This is a genomic window from Pelomonas baiyunensis, assembly GCF_043555935.1.
Classification (GTDB): domain Bacteria; phylum Pseudomonadota; class Gammaproteobacteria; order Burkholderiales; family Burkholderiaceae_C; genus Pelomonas; species Pelomonas baiyunensis.
This window is the reverse complement of record NZ_JBIGIB010000005.1, coordinates 94,131-109,898: the sequence shown is the minus strand read 5'-3', so window position 1 is coordinate 109,898 and position 15,768 is coordinate 94,131. Positions and strand designations below refer to the sequence as shown.

Sequence of the window (15,768 nt, the reverse complement as noted above, 5' to 3'; positions counted from 1 at the left end):
GCAGTGAGTGGCGCACTAGCCCATTCTTTCCGCCACGGGCAGCGCGTTCCGGATACACGACCTTCGACTGCGCCGACCTCCTAGCCGTTTCTTCAACCAAGTTCCGGACACCTAACTCGAGCAATCCGATCACGCCCCTTGAGCCGCTCGCGCCTCCGCCTCGGATACAAAGGGCCCATCGATCACTTGAACGTAGCCCCTGGTGAATCGCGTGCCCAGCTCTGCGGTGGACACCACCCGGTTGCAATAGGCGCCACCAAACTCCAGTTCACTGTGCAGGTGCGCGGCATCAACCTCCGCCACCCACCAGAACCCGCTCACCCTCGCCAGAGACACAGGCCCACGAAGCCCGAACCCGGCCAGCGTACGCGCCACGCGCGGGCTTACGCGGGTGAGCCGCGAATGCTCGGGCGCACTGCCATCGGGGGTGTCCTCGCAGACCAGACACACCGGCGCCTTGTCCATGCGCTGCACCACGGTCGACCGGGTGAGCCTGTCGATCAACGCGCGTGTCTCGCGATAGGCTTCCTGACTCACGAGGGGCTCATGCATCACACACCTCCTGTTCGAGCAGAGTCCGTCAAACGCCTGCAGTCACCCACTTGTCGTCGCTGAGCACCTGCTCGCCGTCCCAGCGGTAGGCCACAAGCGGCCCGTCACCGGCGGCCGACCAGTCCAAGCACGCGACCTTGGGGGCTTGCAACACCGGGCGCCCCTGCATCCAGTAGTGCCCGATGAACACGGGAACGTCGTCGACCGTGCGCCCGGCGTAGGCGCCACCCATCGGCTGCGCAGGCAATTCTCCTTGCTGGCCTGCCGTCAGGATGGCCGCTTCCTGCAGCGTCACATCGCTTCCCAGCCACCAGCGCGTGCGCACGTCATGCCGACGCACGCCGGCGTGATCGTGGACGAAAAGCCCGTCGGGAAGCCGCACTTCCAGCCCCTTGGCGATGCCCTCGACCGCGTGCCACTCGTCCGTGCCTTTGGTGAAGGCCGCGTGCAGGAAGTCCTCCTCCATAGGCGCGCCCCCTGGGTGCCGGCTGCGAACCAACTCGACATAGGGCTCATGCCACCAGGCGTGCACGACCCGCAGTTCCCCCAGATCCAGACACAGGGGCAGCGTCCGGAACCAATCCAGGATCTCGTGGTGCAGTGCACTGCCCTCCCCGACCTGCGCCAGAAACTCGGCGTGCTGGGCTCGTTTTTCGGCCGAGTGCTCTCGCAGGAAGCCTGCCCCGTCCCGGCGGGGCGTCGCGAAGCCGATCGCATTGAACTCGTGGTTGCCCATGATGGCCAGGGCTTGGCCGTTGTCGACCATGCTCCGCACGATCTGCACGACGCGCACCTGCTCAGGGCCACGGTCGCTCAGGTCGCCAACAAAGATCGCCTGCCGCCCGGGCGGCGCTTCCCAGCCCGACGCGGTCTCCACGTAACCCATCGCACTCAGCAGGGCTTGCAGCTTGCCCGCCTGCCCGTGGATGTCACCGATCAGGTCGTACGCCAGGTTCTTCTTCATTCCATACCCCTTAGTTGCATATCGCCACGAACAAAGTGTGGCACAGTTCGTTGCATTACACAACTAACGATCGAGATGCCGACATCACAGAGCGCCACCGCGGCGCGCTCCAAGCACCCGATGCCGTTCGTTCGCGTTGAGGTGTGCGTGCTGGGCCTGAGCGAGTCGGGTCTTCAGGTGCTCCTCGGCCAACGGGAGGCTGCGCCGTTCGCGGGTCAATGGGCGCTGCCAGGCGGTGTGCTGCGAATCGATCTGGACGAAGACTTGGACGCCGCAGCACGGCGGGTGATGGACGAGCGTTTGTCCTTGACGCTGCCGTTCCTTCGACAGTTGGTGACCGTCGGGAGCAGGACACGCGATCTCGATCGAGCGCCGTGGGCGTTGAGCGTGGTTTACCGAGCCCTCGTGTGGGTCGATCAAGTGCAGCCTCTGGCCGGCAAACGCATGCGTGGGCTGGCCTGGCGCCCTGTGGAGCAAGCGCAATCCGATGCGACGCTGGCCTTTGACCACCGAGACCTCATCGCGCTGGCCGTCCAACAGACACGCGATGAGGTGGACGCCCTGACGCTACCCAGCGGATTTGTTCCGTCCGCTTTCACGCTCGGGGAGTTGCAGGCCCTGTGCGAGCGAATCCTGGGGCGCGCCTTGGACAAGTCGAGCTTCAGGCGCAAACTGCACGACCGGGCCCTGGTTCGCCCCATTGAAGGCGCCATGAAGGGCGGAGCCAATCGGCCGGCGCAGGTGTTCGAGTTGCAGCGCTGACCACCCACCCCGCCCAGCAACCAGGCCCCCCATGTCATGAAGCACACGCCCTCGCACATTGCATCGGTCCTCTGCTCTGCCGCGTTCCGCCGCACGCAAGCCTCCCAATCTGCGCAAGAGTTCGCGCACCGTTTGGAGCACCCGGTGATCGCTTGGACCTGGCCGGGATCGATTGAAGCGCTTTCGACGGAAGCGTCCTCGACCGACCTCCCGTTGGCGGACTCACCCGAAGATCTGAGTGCCGCCCTTCTGGGTTTGCTCTTCCCCAAGACGGCGGGGAGAGATCGTGAATGGGTCGCGCCGATGGCTCTGCTGCCGAGCGGTGGAGCGGCGGGCCTGCGCGGCGTAGACGTTTGCGAACTGGACTTCTCAGCGCACGCTCACCTGTATCCCGCCGCCGATTGACGGTTTCCGGCGTATCCTTTGCGCATGGATTGGTCCACCTGACGGACTGGGGGATTTGTTCCTGCTTGTGGTCCCCGGCCTTCGCCGAATCCCACTAAAACTGGAGACCGTTCATGGAACGACGCGCATTTCTTCGCGCGCTGCTGGCCGTTGGTGCCAGCGCACCCTTGGCTTCCCTTCCCTCGAACGCCCCCGCTGCGGTGGTGGATCAGTTGTGGCAGCAGGCGATAGAAACGCCAACCGAGTTCGCCGTCGACAGCTACGGCACCCTGTGGGTCCCGGGAGTCCCCGAGGTCGAATACCGGCACCAAGCGTTCGAGCTGGTGGTTCGAGACGGCATGACGGGTGCGCAAATCGCATCCCTGGTGGAGGAGTGTCCGCCGCTAGCCGAGGATCTGAATGACGCGTGCTTGAGGGCGCTGGAGGACCTAGCCGAAGCTGAACAGGAGCCCGGGCGCGCGCAACACCGATCGCTGAAGCGCCGCATCAGCCGCGCCCCGGCAAGCGAAGCCTGGCGGGCTTGGATTGACTTCCTCGCCGCACAAAAACGTTTGCCCGAGTTGGTCGAGTTCATCCAGGCATGGTTGGCCCAACCGCTCGCGGTGGCTGACTACGAACATGTCAGCCCCTACAACGGCCCCCAGGGTGAGGCGTGTCGGTTCTTCGACACCTTGCCGCACAAAGCGCTGACCGCGCTCGGTGTGCGCCTGGTCGAGGGGGACCATCCAGGCAGCAGCTATTTCGCAGCGGAACTGACGGTGGGTCTGGATGACGCGAATGCCCGAGTGGCCAAGCTGGGGTGGCCGATCCGGTTCGTTGAAAGTTCGCGGTGGTGACAGGACTTTGCTATTGACGCAGGCGGCCCTCAGCTGCGAGCTTGGTAGGCCCCGTCAACCGTATTGACCTCGCACGAACTGCGGCTCTGCAGCGTGAGCGGACGGGGCTGGCAAACTGTGCGTCATCATCAAGAAGGGACGGTTTCAGATGAAGACGACGTGGATCGCGCTAGCGCTGGCCCTACTTGCGGGATGCGCCAAGAAGGCGCCAGAGCCAGTTGTGAACCTCAGTGGTTTTGAGCTGGGTGGCAGCGCAGAGCAGGTGATGCAATCGACGCCCGATTGGAAGAGCATAACCATCGGAGGCGTCCCTTCGTATTTCGTTCATTTAGGTCCATCGGCGGAGTTTGGAACTGATAACAAGCTTCAGTCGCTGATGTTCTCGTTCCAATCAACGAGCTTCAGCCAAGTTGTTGGAAATGTTTCGAGCAAGTACCCCAGCCTGGCCTGCAAGGACAGCAGGGGGTCGCATCCCAATGGCAGCGCCACCTTCGACCAAACCGTATGCTCGATGAGGGTCAAAGGCGGCGAGTTGGTCATCCAGCGTGTCCATGGTGACGTCAAGATGTCCGTCTTGACGCTGAAGAGCGATGCCGTCATCTCCAAAGAGAAGCAGAACAAACAGAAATGAAAGCGCGGCCTTGCCCTTCCTGCGGGGCAGTCAAACGCCTCTCGTAGCCGCGGTGGATGGCCGCTTCCAGCCTGACGCCGCCTTCGTAGGTCGACCGGCAGGTCTGCAGCGGTTGCGGTCTTTCGCTCCATCGAATTCGACGCCCGGAAGCTGCCGTTCAACGTGCGAGGTCAGCGGGCGGCGCAGCCGTCCGCTGCAGCGACCGGTTAGCCCTCAGGCTCGTGCGAGATTGGCGCATTACGGGTTGCCAGGGTAGAGCGGGGACGGCCTTGAAAAGGACACCTTGTCATCCCGAGGAGGCACAGCCTTCAAAGGCCAAGCAATTGCGGAAGCGCAGGTGAGCGCGACGGCTATAGCCGTCGCGGTAAACAGCAGCGAAGCCCCGCCGGAGAAGCCCCAAAGGACCAAAGCTGAGATTGCGACTAGCTCGAACAGAACCGCAGCTGGAGCGGTGGCGTTGGATGGCAGGAAACTGAACTCATCACAACCCGTGCATCGCACTGGACGGCGCTTGATTGATCGGAGTGCGGCAAGCACCGGTATTGATCGAGCGTGCCAATGCGGACAACGCTTCATGATGAAGGCTAACGCAGAGTTAACCGGGCGACGACGGTATGGCGCCTGGCCCGTGCGGCGCATGATGAGCAGACGGCGCCGCGTGGGCCAGGCGCCATGCCGTTGGCGATCCGGTTGAACGACCTGTTAGGCCGCACTATGGCAACAGCGTCTGCATGTCACGCGCATAGGTCGCGTAGTCTTCCCAACCGAGTAGCTCGACAATTTGCTTTGCCCGATTCTGCTGGGGATGCGCTGCAAGGGAGAAGTGTGTTCCCTGTTCTGACTCCAGGGTGGCGAACAGATCGGTGAGGGCCTTCTTGAAGTTGCCCTCTTCATAGTGCATCGACTGATTGCGTCCCTGCCAGATGATGTCTCTGATGCAGAGCGATCCAATCGTTCGACCCGTTGGCGCTGCGTTGAGGCCACCGTGGACTAGGGAGATCCCCTGTTTGGCAATCTGGAGGACTGCACCTGCGACCGCCTGGGTGGCTTGTTGATGTGCGCCAACGCTGGCTTGAAGCATGGCCACTTCAGATCTGAGCCTCTCAGCGTCCTGCGACGCCTTTGCTGCCCGCCCGAACGCGGCCATAACGTAGGCGTCGGAGAAGTCATCGTTCAAGTCGCTGGTTTGAAAGTCCCACTGGTGGACCCTAAGGCGCGCCTCGGCACTTGCCAGTTGACCTGAGAGTTCCCGCAGTTGCTGCTCCTCTTCTGTTGCCAACCGTAGGAGGTTTTGGGTGGCGTACTCGGTGTCTTTAAGGTACTGATGCATGTTGGACTGGGAGTTGTGCGGCCTAACGTTTAAGCTGAGCCGCGAGCGGCGGCTTGCCGACGCGAATCGGCTCGATCGACTGGTTAGCCATCGCTGTTGCCAACACGACTACTCGCCCTGCTTCTCGACGACCAAACCATGATGCTTCTCGAGATGCCCAATGACCTTCTCCAACGCAGACATCACATCGAGCTGATTGGCACCGAATGCGTAGTAAGCCCCGCGCACCATTTCGTCAGTTGCAGTTGGCGGAACTATTGTGGTTCGAACCTTCCTCGTACTGCCATCCGCTGCGCGAAGCGTCACGGGGTATCTGAAACTCCGACCCGCGGCTTCACGCACACCGCCCGGCCCGTAGTTCTGGATGCTCGCGTTGTAGCACTCGTTGCCAAGAATGCTCTCAAGTTGCACGAGGAGTTGCCGGCGAGCTTTGGATAGTGGCTTTGGCATCGGTGGGCTTTGGGTGCGTGTTGCGATGGCTAACGTTTTGTAGACCGCAGGGCGACGCGGTCTATCACCGCAACCCGCGCAGTAACGGGGCGCACCGCATGCGATCCAAGTACTTGTCGATGCTGGACTTTCAGTCTAGTTGACTGTTTATTCATACAGTACCAAATTTCCCACCAAGAGCCGCACCCGTTACAAAGCTGCTTGACCGGTTCGCGGCGCCGGCAAGCGGAGGCTGCCATGCTGCCCGCCGTCGTTCGCCCCACCATGCCTCGCGCAGCTTTGCGCCCGGCTCTCCCGGCCAACTTACCGCCCTTGCGAGCAGTGAAGTTGCTCGATCAGTTGCGTGAGCGCGTCCGGATGTTGCACTACAGCCGGCGGACGGAGCAGGCGTACTTGTACTGGTCTCGGGCGTTCATCCGGTTCCATGGCTTGCGCCATCCTGCGGAGATGGGCGGCCCCGAAGTCGAAGCCTTCCTGACCTATCTGGCATCCGACCGTGGGCTGTCGCCGTCCAGCCATCGCCAGGCCTTGTCGGCGCTCTTGTTTCTCTACGGCAAGGTGTTGGGCCTGCAGTTGCCTTGGATGCAGGAGATCGGCCGTCCAGTACCCAAGCGGCGCCTGCCCGTGGTGCTGAGTGTCGACGAGGTGTTGTCGGTGCTAGCCAGTTTGCAGGGCGAGCATCAGCTGCTGGCCCTGCTGCTGTACGGCACGGGCTTGCGGATCACCGAGGCCTTGTGCCTGCGGGTCAAGGACCTCGACTTTGCGCAGCGTGCGATCTATGTGCGCCAAGGTAAAGGGGGCAAGGATCGGGTGGTGATGCTGCCGCAGTCCTTGGTCTTGCCGCTGCGAGATCAGTTGGGGCGGGTTCGCCAGGTTTGGGCGGCTGATGTGGAGTCGGGCTGCGCCGGGGTGGAAATGCTCTATGCGCTGGAGCGCAAATACCCGCGGGTCGGTGCGAGCTGGGGATGGTTCTGGGTCTTCCCTCAAGACCATCACTCCACCGATCCGCGCAGCGGCGTCGTGCGTCGGCACCATCTCTACGACGAGACTTTTCAGCGCGCTTTCAAGCGGGCGGTTCAGGCTGCCGGCATCGACAAGCCTGCGACGCCGCACACGCTGCGGCACTGTTTTGCGACCCATCTGCTTCAAGCGGGTAGCGACATCCGCACCTTGCAGGAGTTGCTCGGGCACGCCGATGTGGCGACGACCATGATATATACCCATGTGCTCAGGATGGGCGGCGGTGCCGTGCGCAGCCCTCTGGACTCGCTTCCTGGCGCTGAGGAGCCGCAAAGCAGTCGTTGGTGAGCGACAGCAACCAGCCTGATGCAGCCAGAGGCATCGCTGGCATGGCCGGACAATTCTGGCCGACAACGGTCTCTTCAAATCGCGCTCAAGGTTAAGGGCGCCTACTGCAAGGCAGCGTTCCTAGCCCTGCGAGTCTGTGCACTGATCCGCTGACCCTAATCGTTCTACGCGATCAACCCAGCGATCGACGAGCCTTCATCCGCGCAATCAGCCCCTTGACCTGCCACGCCAGGTCATGCCCGCCGGACCAGCGCTCGATCACAGAGGTAGGCATAAACGTCAGCACCAAGTCGTCCTCCTCATAGGCCAAGGTTTTGACGAAATTCAAAGGCCGTGGTCCATCCCAGCATTGGTAGGTGCTGGTGTCGAGTGCCCGCTGACGAAGCAGGTACCACTCGCCGCCCAGTTCCATGGGCACTTGACGCACCTGATGAATCACCAGGGCCAGTTCAGGCGTGGCGCGCACCGACACACGTCGATGGTGAACGATGCGCAGAAGCAAATCTTCGATCAGCCACCACTGCGTCTGCGGATCGACTGTGCAGCCTTGAGCGTCGGGGCGATACAAGTCGTCTTGCGGTCGGGAACCCCACGGCTGCAAGACCGCCACTTTCAGGCTGTCGCGCCGCAGCGGGACGACTGACAGTGCGGCCTTCGCACGAAAGTACGACGCCCCCGCGAACCATTCCGACGAGCCAGCCATGCCAGGCGCGGCATGCAGCCGATACGGTGCGAGCAGTTTGTGCAAGGCCCGTTCCGATTGCTCAGCCCGCTCTCGCGAAGGCAACCAAATGACATGCGAGCTCGGCAGGTCCAGCGCCGAATCGAAATACTCGTAGAAGCTTTTGACGCGTGCAGACGGGTTGAAGGACCAGCCGATCTTGAACCGGGTGCGATCGATACGCTGCAACAGGTACACCGCAGCCGCCGAATCCCGCTGAGGGGATGACCATTGAATCGATGGTCGGACGGCTACGCGGTTCGATGCGACTTCCGGCTGCGTGCCAAAGAGGGAGGACGTTTTCATGGGAGTCCTGGTTCGGATGCTGGGGAGGGGTTTCAGCCTTGCGGCGGCTCTTGCGTCGTGTCCTCGCTCGGTGAGGCGCCCCAGCGGGCCATCCAGCGCTGGAATTCGGGAAGAAGCCAGCGCAGCGACATGCCACCCACGGTGCCGTTGAGTGCAATCACCTGCCAGGTCTCCTGAGCATCAAAGCCGGCCACCATGGCGGCCGTCCAGGACCAGGCGATCCAGGTCGCCGTGATGGCCGCGACGGCGCGAAGCGTCCAGGGGCTGGCCGGGCCGGCACCGAGGTGCCACATGGCGATCTCGCCGACCACGGGGATCCATCGCAGGCAGGCCAACGGCCACGCGCCCGGTTGTGCCGCGGCCAGTTGCCACAGGCTGGTACGCCCAGCGGAGTTCAGTGCATCCCCATGGGCGTGGCGGTGGCCTCGCTGGATCAACCAGAGCGAAGCGGCTTGATAGACGCTGAGCGTCAACAGGAAAAACGTCCCATGGGCGATCCAGCCGCCGTACCCAGGGAACAGTTGCAGCAACAGCGCATGACAGTCTTGAATGATGGGCATGGTGCGAACTCCTTCAATCGGCACTGCAGGCCGAGGGGTTGTTGAACGGGGTGATGCGGTCGGTGGTCAGGCCGGGACTTGCCTGGTCGTTGCCTTGGATGAGCCAGTGGCTTCGCTGGCTGTGGCGCGCGCTGAGCGTCTGCCCATACGGCATGGACGACCCGGGCGGCAGGCGCAGCGGTGGCAGCGACTTCTGTTGCACCCGCCGGCTGTAGCGACGCTGTCCGCGCGGGCCTTGAGGTGTGCGCGTCAGGACGATTTCTCGGTGTTGGATCGACAGCCAGATCCGGGCCCCGGTGCGGAACTCGCCCTGAGGCTCATGAGGCAGTTCGACGCGCAGCGAGCCATCGGCACGGCGGGTGAGCACGGTGCAGCGTCCGGGTTGGCTGCCTGCGCCATTCCGGCGTTGGCGGTTTTGTCCGTCGTGTGCGCAGCGCCGAAGAGGTTGGGTGGACATAGAAAGCTCCAAACGTGAGTTCGAACGAAGCGGGAGTCCGCCGGCCGCGTGCGTGCGACGGGCGGGGTGCTGATGAGGCAACGCGCGAGGCGGCGCTGCCTTCACGCTTGCCACCAAGGCGGCTCTTGCGACACGTCCTCGTCGCACGGGTGCGCGTCGTGGTGCTCCGCACGGGGGCAAGCCGAGTCCCTCGACTTGGATGCAAAAGTGACCGCACAGGCGCTGGAGGTGCGAGGCCGTGAGACATGGACGAGTCGCACCTCCGGGCGCGCGCACAGCCAGCCCATCACCGCTCCGCAGTCCTCGTCGGTGATGGCGGTGTCGACGGCCGTGATGGCGATGGCGTCGGCCGAGTACTGCGCGGCCAGTCCGCGCGTCGCGGCGAAGGCCGCCAACTCCGCGCGCAGCTGGCTTCGGGCCCTTTCTGGCAGGGCGTGAGTCACAACCGTGAGGGTCCAGTCCGCATGGGCAGTCGACGGTGCGAGGCGCCGAGAAGCGTTCAAGGCCGTTGTGCTGGGCGTGTTCTGCATGGGATCTCCGATGGGTGGCGCGGCAGACGGGTCGCCGGGCGGCACTGGGGCCTGCCGTCATCGCCAGGGCATTTGCGAGCGCAACGCAACAAGGGCTGCGAGGCGCTGGATTTATTCGGGGCAGTGCTCCGCCAGCCCGGCCGCTGACAGGCAGCGGGCCGTGCGGGTCACCTCAGGGGATGGGCGCCGATGCCGAATCAGGCGGCGTGGCGCTGCAGGTCAGGCGGAGGCTGGGCCTTGGCGCCGTCGTCGTTGGCGGACTCGGTGCGGGATGCAGAGGCCGAGTTCCCGCTCGCGAAACGGCTGGCCAGCAGGCGGTCCATGGCCGATCCGTCACGACGGGTCAGGTTGGGCACGTAGCGGCTGTAGACCTGGAACAGCATCTGCGTGTTGGCATGCCCCAGTTGGCGCGCGATCCACTCCGGCGCTTCGCCTGAGGCCAGCCAGAGCGTCGCGGCCGTGTGGCGCATCTGGTAAGGCCGCCGCTCCAGGCCCAAGTGCCGCAGCAACGGGTAGTACACCCGGTCGCTGAAGTTCTTGTTGTCGATGGGCTGGCCGGCACGATTGCAGAACACGTAGTCGCGCTTGCCCGTGGCTTCTTGTTGGCGCTTCAGCGCCTCGAAGACGGGCTGCGACATCTGGATGTCGCGCTGCGAACTGTCGGTCTTGGTGTACTCGTCCTCGCCCAGCACGAAGGTCTCGCGGATGAGGATGAGGCGGCGGTCGAAGTCGACGTACTTCCATTTGAGGCCATGGGCCTCGCCGGTGCGCATGCCGGTGAAGAAGCGCACCAGGAAGTAGTCCCGCCAGTCGGCGCGAACCTCAGCCAGCATGCGCTGCACCTCGTCCAGCGTGAATGGCTGAACGTCGGACTTGCGGATCTTGAGCGCTTTGACGTTCGCGCAGGGCGAGATGAAGTCGTAGCGGTCGGCCGCCTCGGCCATGATTTGGCGCAGCACCCCGAGGATGTTGTTGATCCGCTTGTTGCTGAGCTTGGCGCCGGTGCGGCCGGGTTTGTCGGCGAGCTTGGCGCGGAAGGTCAGGACGTCGGCTTTGGTGATGCTCGATACGGGTCGGCTGCCGAACTCGGGGAGTAGGTGGCCGTCCAGGGTGGAGTCGAGCACCTTGATGTGGGAGCGGCGCCATTCGACCTGGTGCTCTGATTTCCAGGTGGAGGTGAAGTCCTTAAACGTCGGCGCAAATCCGCTTGTCCGTACAACCTGGGGCGCCGCCGGTTCTGACGCCGCAACAACTGCAGGCTGCGCCGCCGAGCGGCTTCCCGGGAAGGTTGCGGCGTAATCGAAGGTCCCTGTTGCAATGTCCGCTTCGATCTTGGCCAGAACCTTTTCCAGCCGCTTCCGATTGCCGGGCGTGTCGGGCAGTACCGTGTATTCACGGCACCGCCGACCTTGGAACCTGAAGTCCATGAACAGCGTTCCACGGCCGGTCAGCGTGCGAATACTACCCATGGAGCACCCCACCATTCGCCATCGGGATGCCGACCGTCGTCTGACTGGGCTTGCCCATGTCGCGAGCGATCTGCGCCCAGATGTAGAGGATCTTCCTTCCGCCGAACGGCCGTATGTAGTGCACGCCCTCCAGCAGGACGCTGTCCTTGAGCCGCTCGCGAATGGTTCTTGCGTCGTACTTGATCCTCGCGGCGAGCTCATCAGTAGTCAGATATTCATCAGTCACGTCGACCCCTTCGTCTACCCAGCGTATCGCTAGACATAAAGAGTCTACCGCTATATCGCTAGACGTCAAGCGTCGTATCAAGGAAGCGATCTAGAAAACTACAATCACTGCACGATGACCGCCCCTACTCGCACTCAACTCAATGTCCGCATCAGTGAGCGGCTTGAACGCGCCATCGATGAGAAGCGTATTGAGCTGCGCGAGGCGCTCGGCGCTATCCCATCCCGCTCGGATGTTCTGAGGCTCGCCCTGGAGGCATACCTCGGCATCGACCTGACCGAGGATGAGCAAGATCGGCGGTCTACAACTGGCCCTGCGAAGCGCGTCAAGGCAAAACAAGGCCAAACGCGGAGCTAGCGCCGAACTTCCTGTCAGGGCCGATCAGGGCACGTCGTCAAGGGCTTTGTCGATGAGTTGGTGCCCTGCCGCCAGCAAGCTCGGACAGTTTGCGCGCTGAGGTTGCCGTGCGAGGGTGAAACGGCTCAGGCGGTGGATCTGGTCGCGCTGTCGAGGGGCGGTGCTCAGTCCAGCCTGCGGGGCACATAGAGCTAGATGAACCAGATGCGGCGTAGGTGCCGCGCTAGGTCCTAGACCCATTCCGTATTGAAGCCCAGCCAAAGGACCTCACCGCCGGTGCTGCACGGCATGGTCGGGTCAGGCTGCAGTTCAGCCATGAACTCGGCGCTGTCGTCATCTGGCGCAGCGAGCATGGTGTGATGCCCAAATCCGGAGTGCTGGGCAGCTCCGTCGTCATCACCGCGCCCCGGCGATGACGGCTTGAGTAAGCCCTGGAAACGGCTGAGCTCTCGTTCGTCGTCAACGTCAGCGACTGAAACGAAATCCTGTAGTTCGGTGCAGGACTACGCAGTAAGTGCGGGCATGGTGGTGGGGTTGCTGAACTACTGCCGAAGGTCGGAAAGAGGGATCAACGAGGCTTGCTGACTACAACGAAGGGCCACCTGTAAGACGTGTACACGTGGGGGCGGCAACCCTGCTTCTGCTTGAGCGTGGCGCATATCCGAAACACCGTGCCCACCGGATAGTCCGTATGCATCTCGGCGGCGCACTCAACCAGGAGCCCCTCGGGGAAACATTGGCCAGGCTCGGGACGTATCTCGACTGGATAACGATGATTCGACTCGCTGGATGGGTGAGACCGGACCAAGACCGATTGATATCCAGGCTTGCAACGGTGCATAGCGTCGGCTGCGCGTTGTAACGACCCGCTGAACTTTAGGCCCGTTAGTCGAGGTTGCCGACGGTGTCGGGCCGAGCAGTCACGCGCTGCCGCTCCGCGTTCATGGGCATTACCGCCCCATCCTCCAAGCAACAGATGCGGTGTGCACGCAATAACATCAGAGCAAAAGAGGGAGAGGTAAATCGATGGCATCAATCGATTCAGGCACAGACTCGCGCGTCGCCGTTTTGGTGGACTGCGACAACACGACGCCAGAGATTCTTGAATACGCGCTGCGCGTCGTTGCCCAGTTTGGGCGGGTGGTACTGCGCCGTGGCTATGGCAACCACGCCACCCTGGCCAACAAGTGGCAGGACGCGATGGTGCGCCTGGCCTTCACTCCTTGCCTGCAGTACCAGTACGCCGCCGGCAAGAACACGGCTGACATTGCGCTGGCGCTGGATGCCGTTGAGGCCCTGTTTGATCAGCGCGCCGACACCTTCTGCCTGGTCACCAGCGACTCCGATTTCGCCTACCTCTGCCGCAAGCTGCGCGAGCGCGGCGCCACGGTGCACATCGTGGGCGAAGCCAAGACGCCCGATGCGCTGCGCAACGCCAGCGACCAGTTCTTTGAATGGGCTCCATCTGACCCAGCCGTGCCCAGCGAAGCGACCGCGGCGAAAGCGCCAGCCCCGGCCAAACCGAAGCAACGGCCCAAGACGGTCGTCAACGCGGTGCGGCTGCTGGCCGCAGACACCCCTGACGGCCACGTCACCGTCAGCGGCTTGGGCTCCTACCTCCGGCGCACCGACCCAGCCTTCTCGCCCCAAACCCATGGGCACTCCGGCTTGCTCAACATGCTCAAGACCTACGATCTTCTTCAGGTCAGGCAGGAGGCCGGCGGCCACTGGACGGTGGCCCTCGCTGCACTGAAAGAGCCCACTGCCACCGCCCCAACTTCGAACGGCGCTGCCTAGATTCAATCCTCGCGACATGCTCGACGACATCAAGAAAACCCTCTGGGCCACAGCCGACAAGCTGCGCGCCAACATGGACGCGGCCGAATACAAGCACCTGGTGCTCGGCCTGATCTTCCTGAAGTACATCTCCGACACCTTCGCCGCGCGCCGGGCCGAGGTGGTGTCCCGGCTGGCGGACCCGGCCGACGAGTACTTCTACGGCGATGCCAGCCCCGAAGACCTGGCTGCGGAAGCTGACGACCGCGACTACTACACCGCCGTCAACGTGTTCTGGGTACCCGAGGCGGCCCGCTGGGAATCACTGCGTTCCCAGGCCAAGCGGCCCGAGATCGGCAAGCTGATCGACGAAGCCCTGAGCCTGATCGAAGCTGAGAACCCCAAGCTCAAGGGCATCCTAGACAAGCGTTATGCCCGTGCGCAGCTGCCCGACGGCAAGCTGGGCGAGCTGGTGGATCTGGTCTCCACCATCGGCTTCGGCGAGAACCCCAGCAGCGCCCGCGATGTGCTGGGCCAGGTGTACGAATACTTCCTGGGCATGTTCGCCAGCGCCGAGGGCAAGCGGGGCGGCCAGTTCTACACGCCGGCCAGCATCGTCAAGACGCTCGTCGCCGTGCTGGCACCGCACCACGGGCAGGTGTACGACCCCTGCTGTGGCTCGGGTGGCATGTTCGTTCAGAGCGAGCGCTTCATCGAGGCGCATGGCGGCAAGCTGGGCGATGTGTCCATCTACGGCCAGGAAGCCAACCCCACCACCTGGCGCCTGGCCGCGATGAACCTGGCCATCCGCGGCATCGACTTCAACCTGGGCCGCGAGCCGGGCGACACCTTCACGCGCAACCAGCACCCCGACCTGCGCGCCGACTTCATCCTGGCCAACCCGCCTTTCAACATCAGCGACTGGTGGCATGGCAGCCTGGAAGGCGACCCGCGCTGGCAGTACGGTGACCCGCCGCAGGGCAATGCCAACTACGCCTGGCTGCAGCACATGCTGCACCACCTCAAGCCCACCGGCCGCGCCGGCATCGTCCTGGCCAATGGCTCCATGAGCTCCAGCCAGAACAACGAGGGCGTCATCCGCGCCGCGATGGTGGACGCCGACGTGGTGGAGGTGATGGTGGCCCTGCCGGGGCAACTGTTCTTCAATACGCAGATTCCGGCCTGCCTGTGGTTCTTGGCCAAGAGCAAGCCTGCCGCGCGCAAGGGTCAGGTCTTGTTCATCGATGCGCGCAAGCTGGGTCGCATGATCTCTCGGGTGCAGTGCGAGTTCGCAGACGAAGAGATTGGCCGCATCGCGGGCACGGTGGCCGCGTGGCGCGGTGAGGCGGCGGGCGAGGTGGTTGGTGAGTACGCCGATGTGCCGGGCTTCTGCCGCAGCGTGTCGCTGGCCGAGATCGCCCAGCATGGCCATGTGCTGACGCCGGGGCGCTATGTGGGCGCCGAGGAGGTCGAGGACGACGACGAGGCCTTTGTCGAGAAGATGACGCGGCTGACCGAGCAACTGGGCGAGCAGATGGCGAAGGGGGCGGAGCTGGATGCGTTGATTCGAACGAAGCTGGGGGGACTCGGCTATGAGTTCTGAGTGGCCCATGGTGCGTCTCGGGGACCATGTTGACGCCTGTCTGGGCAAGATGCTCGACGCGAAGAAAAACAAGGGAACGCCACAACCGTATCTTGGCAATAGCAATGTTCGATGGGGGATTTTCGATCTCGACGATTTGTCAAAGATGCCATTCGAGTCTCACGAAGAGGAACGTTATAGCTTGATGCCCGGCGACTTGGTCGTGTGTGAAGGGGGTGAACCGGGGCGGTGCGCGATCTGGACGGGCCCAGCAGGCATGAAGGTGCAGAAAGCGCTGCACAGAATCCGATCGACAGGTTCGTTTGATTCCTATTACCTCTACTACTGGTTTCAGCAACAGGCCAATACTGGGCGGCTAGAGCCCCACTTCACGGGAACCACGATCAAGCACCTGACTGGCAAGGCAATTGCGGCGTTGGAGGTTCCTCTGCCCCCAATCGCGGTTCAGCGGTCGCTGGTGGACGTTCTTAGATGACTTGACGACCGCATCACCCTGCTCCGCGAAACCAACGCCACGCTGGAAGC

General features: G+C 63.3%; 19 protein-coding genes. 9 read left to right on the top strand and 10 right to left on the bottom strand.

Annotated elements, in window-relative coordinates; translation table 11 throughout:
• Positions 1 to 129: 129 nt before the first annotated feature.
• Both ACG01O_RS17385 and ACG01O_RS17380 read right to left on the bottom strand, forming a co-directional pair.
• Positions 130 to 552, bottom strand: a complete 423-nt coding sequence (locus ACG01O_RS17385; protein ID WP_394386554.1) for a hypothetical protein — start codon at positions 550 to 552, stop codon at positions 130 to 132.
• Between the two features lie 28 nt (positions 553 to 580).
• Positions 581 to 1,516, bottom strand: a complete 936-nt coding sequence (locus tag ACG01O_RS17380) for a metallophosphoesterase (protein ID WP_394386552.1) — start codon at positions 1,514 to 1,516, stop codon at positions 581 to 583.
• Positions 1,517 to 1,636: 120 nt separating this feature from the next.
• Between ACG01O_RS17380 and ACG01O_RS17375 the strand changes: the two genes are divergently transcribed.
• The 4 genes from ACG01O_RS17375 to ACG01O_RS17360 all read left to right on the top strand — a co-directional run bounded on the left by ACG01O_RS17375 (position 1,637) and on the right by ACG01O_RS17360 (position 4,150).
• The gene (locus tag ACG01O_RS17375; protein WP_394386550.1) at positions 1,637 to 2,278 is read left to right on the top strand and encodes an NUDIX hydrolase; all 642 of its coding nucleotides are present in this window, start codon (positions 1,637 to 1,639) and stop codon (positions 2,276 to 2,278) included.
• Between the two features lie 36 nt (positions 2,279 to 2,314).
• Entirely contained in the window at positions 2,315 to 2,683 is a 369-nt protein-coding gene (locus ACG01O_RS17370) for a hypothetical protein (RefSeq protein WP_394386549.1), read from the top strand.
• 113 nt (positions 2,684 to 2,796) lie between these two features.
• Entirely contained in the window at positions 2,797 to 3,519 is a 723-nt protein-coding gene (locus ACG01O_RS17365) for a hypothetical protein (RefSeq protein WP_394386547.1), read from the top strand.
• A gap of 148 nt (positions 3,520 to 3,667) precedes the next feature.
• Positions 3,668 to 4,150 carry a hypothetical protein gene (locus tag ACG01O_RS17360; RefSeq protein WP_394386545.1) on the top strand — a complete coding sequence of 161 codons (483 nt, stop codon included), beginning with the start codon at positions 3,668 to 3,670 and terminating at the stop codon, positions 4,148 to 4,150.
• Positions 4,151 to 4,862: 712 nt separating this feature from the next.
• Here the strand turns inward: ACG01O_RS17360 and ACG01O_RS17355 are convergent.
• Entirely contained in the window at positions 4,863 to 5,480 is a 618-nt protein-coding gene (locus ACG01O_RS17355) for a hypothetical protein (protein ID WP_394386543.1), read from the bottom strand.
• 714 nt (positions 5,481 to 6,194) lie between these two features.
• Between ACG01O_RS17355 and ACG01O_RS17350 the strand changes: the two genes are divergently transcribed.
• On the top strand, positions 6,195 to 7,238 hold the full coding sequence (locus ACG01O_RS17350) for an integron integrase (protein ID WP_394386915.1): 1,044 nt from the start codon (positions 6,195 to 6,197) through the stop codon (positions 7,236 to 7,238).
• A 172-nt stretch (positions 7,239 to 7,410) separates the two neighbouring features.
• Here ACG01O_RS17350 and ACG01O_RS17345 read toward each other — a convergent pair whose 3' ends face one another.
• From ACG01O_RS17345 to ACG01O_RS17320, 6 genes are all read right to left on the bottom strand, one after another.
• Positions 7,411 to 8,265 (bottom strand): GIY-YIG nuclease family protein, encoded by an 855-nt coding sequence (locus ACG01O_RS17345; protein WP_394386541.1) that lies wholly within the window; start codon positions 8,263 to 8,265, stop codon positions 7,411 to 7,413.
• A gap of 32 nt (positions 8,266 to 8,297) precedes the next feature.
• Positions 8,298 to 8,825: a hypothetical protein gene (locus ACG01O_RS17340; protein WP_394386539.1), complete on the bottom strand. Its 528-nt coding sequence runs from the start codon at positions 8,823 to 8,825 to the stop codon at positions 8,298 to 8,300.
• Between the two features lie 13 nt (positions 8,826 to 8,838).
• A complete protein-coding gene (locus ACG01O_RS17335; RefSeq protein ID WP_394386537.1) occupies positions 8,839 to 9,192 on the bottom strand; it encodes a hypothetical protein in 354 nt (117 codons plus the stop codon).
• Positions 9,193 to 9,383: 191 nt separating this feature from the next.
• Complete coding sequence (locus tag ACG01O_RS17330) at positions 9,384 to 9,812, bottom strand: hypothetical protein (protein WP_394386535.1); 429 nt, start codon at positions 9,810 to 9,812, stop codon at positions 9,384 to 9,386.
• Positions 9,813 to 10,009: 197 nt separating this feature from the next.
• Positions 10,010 to 11,239 (bottom strand): tyrosine-type recombinase/integrase, encoded by a 1,230-nt coding sequence (locus tag ACG01O_RS17325; RefSeq protein ID WP_394386533.1) that lies wholly within the window; start codon positions 11,237 to 11,239, stop codon positions 10,010 to 10,012.
• A gap of 34 nt (positions 11,240 to 11,273) precedes the next feature.
• Entirely contained in the window at positions 11,274 to 11,507 is a 234-nt protein-coding gene (locus ACG01O_RS17320; protein WP_394386531.1) for a hypothetical protein, read from the bottom strand.
• A gap of 114 nt (positions 11,508 to 11,621) precedes the next feature.
• Here ACG01O_RS17320 and ACG01O_RS17315 point away from each other — a divergent pair, with 114 nt between their 5' ends.
• The gene (locus tag ACG01O_RS17315; protein ID WP_394386529.1) at positions 11,622 to 11,864 is read left to right on the top strand and encodes a hypothetical protein; all 243 of its coding nucleotides are present in this window, start codon (positions 11,622 to 11,624) and stop codon (positions 11,862 to 11,864) included.
• 230 nt (positions 11,865 to 12,094) lie between these two features.
• Here the strand turns inward: ACG01O_RS17315 and ACG01O_RS17310 are convergent, their stop codons facing one another.
• Entirely contained in the window at positions 12,095 to 12,217 is a 123-nt protein-coding gene (locus ACG01O_RS17310) for a hypothetical protein (RefSeq protein WP_394386527.1), read from the bottom strand.
• A gap of 673 nt (positions 12,218 to 12,890) precedes the next feature.
• Between ACG01O_RS17310 and ACG01O_RS17305 the strand changes: the two genes are divergently transcribed.
• The 3 genes from ACG01O_RS17305 to ACG01O_RS17295 are packed head-to-tail and all read left to right on the top strand — an operon-like array spanning position 12,891 to position 15,718.
• A complete protein-coding gene (locus ACG01O_RS17305) occupies positions 12,891 to 13,661 on the top strand; it encodes an NYN domain-containing protein (protein WP_394386525.1) in 771 nt (256 codons plus the stop codon).
• A gap of 16 nt (positions 13,662 to 13,677) precedes the next feature.
• Positions 13,678 to 15,243: a class I SAM-dependent DNA methyltransferase gene (locus tag ACG01O_RS17300; RefSeq protein WP_394386523.1), complete on the top strand. Its 1,566-nt coding sequence runs from the start codon at positions 13,678 to 13,680 to the stop codon at positions 15,241 to 15,243.
• Positions 15,244 to 15,250: 7 nt separating this feature from the next.
• Positions 15,251 to 15,718, top strand: a complete 468-nt coding sequence (locus tag ACG01O_RS17295; RefSeq protein WP_394386521.1) for a restriction endonuclease subunit S — start codon at positions 15,251 to 15,253, stop codon at positions 15,716 to 15,718.
• Positions 15,719 to 15,768 lie beyond the last annotated feature (50 nt).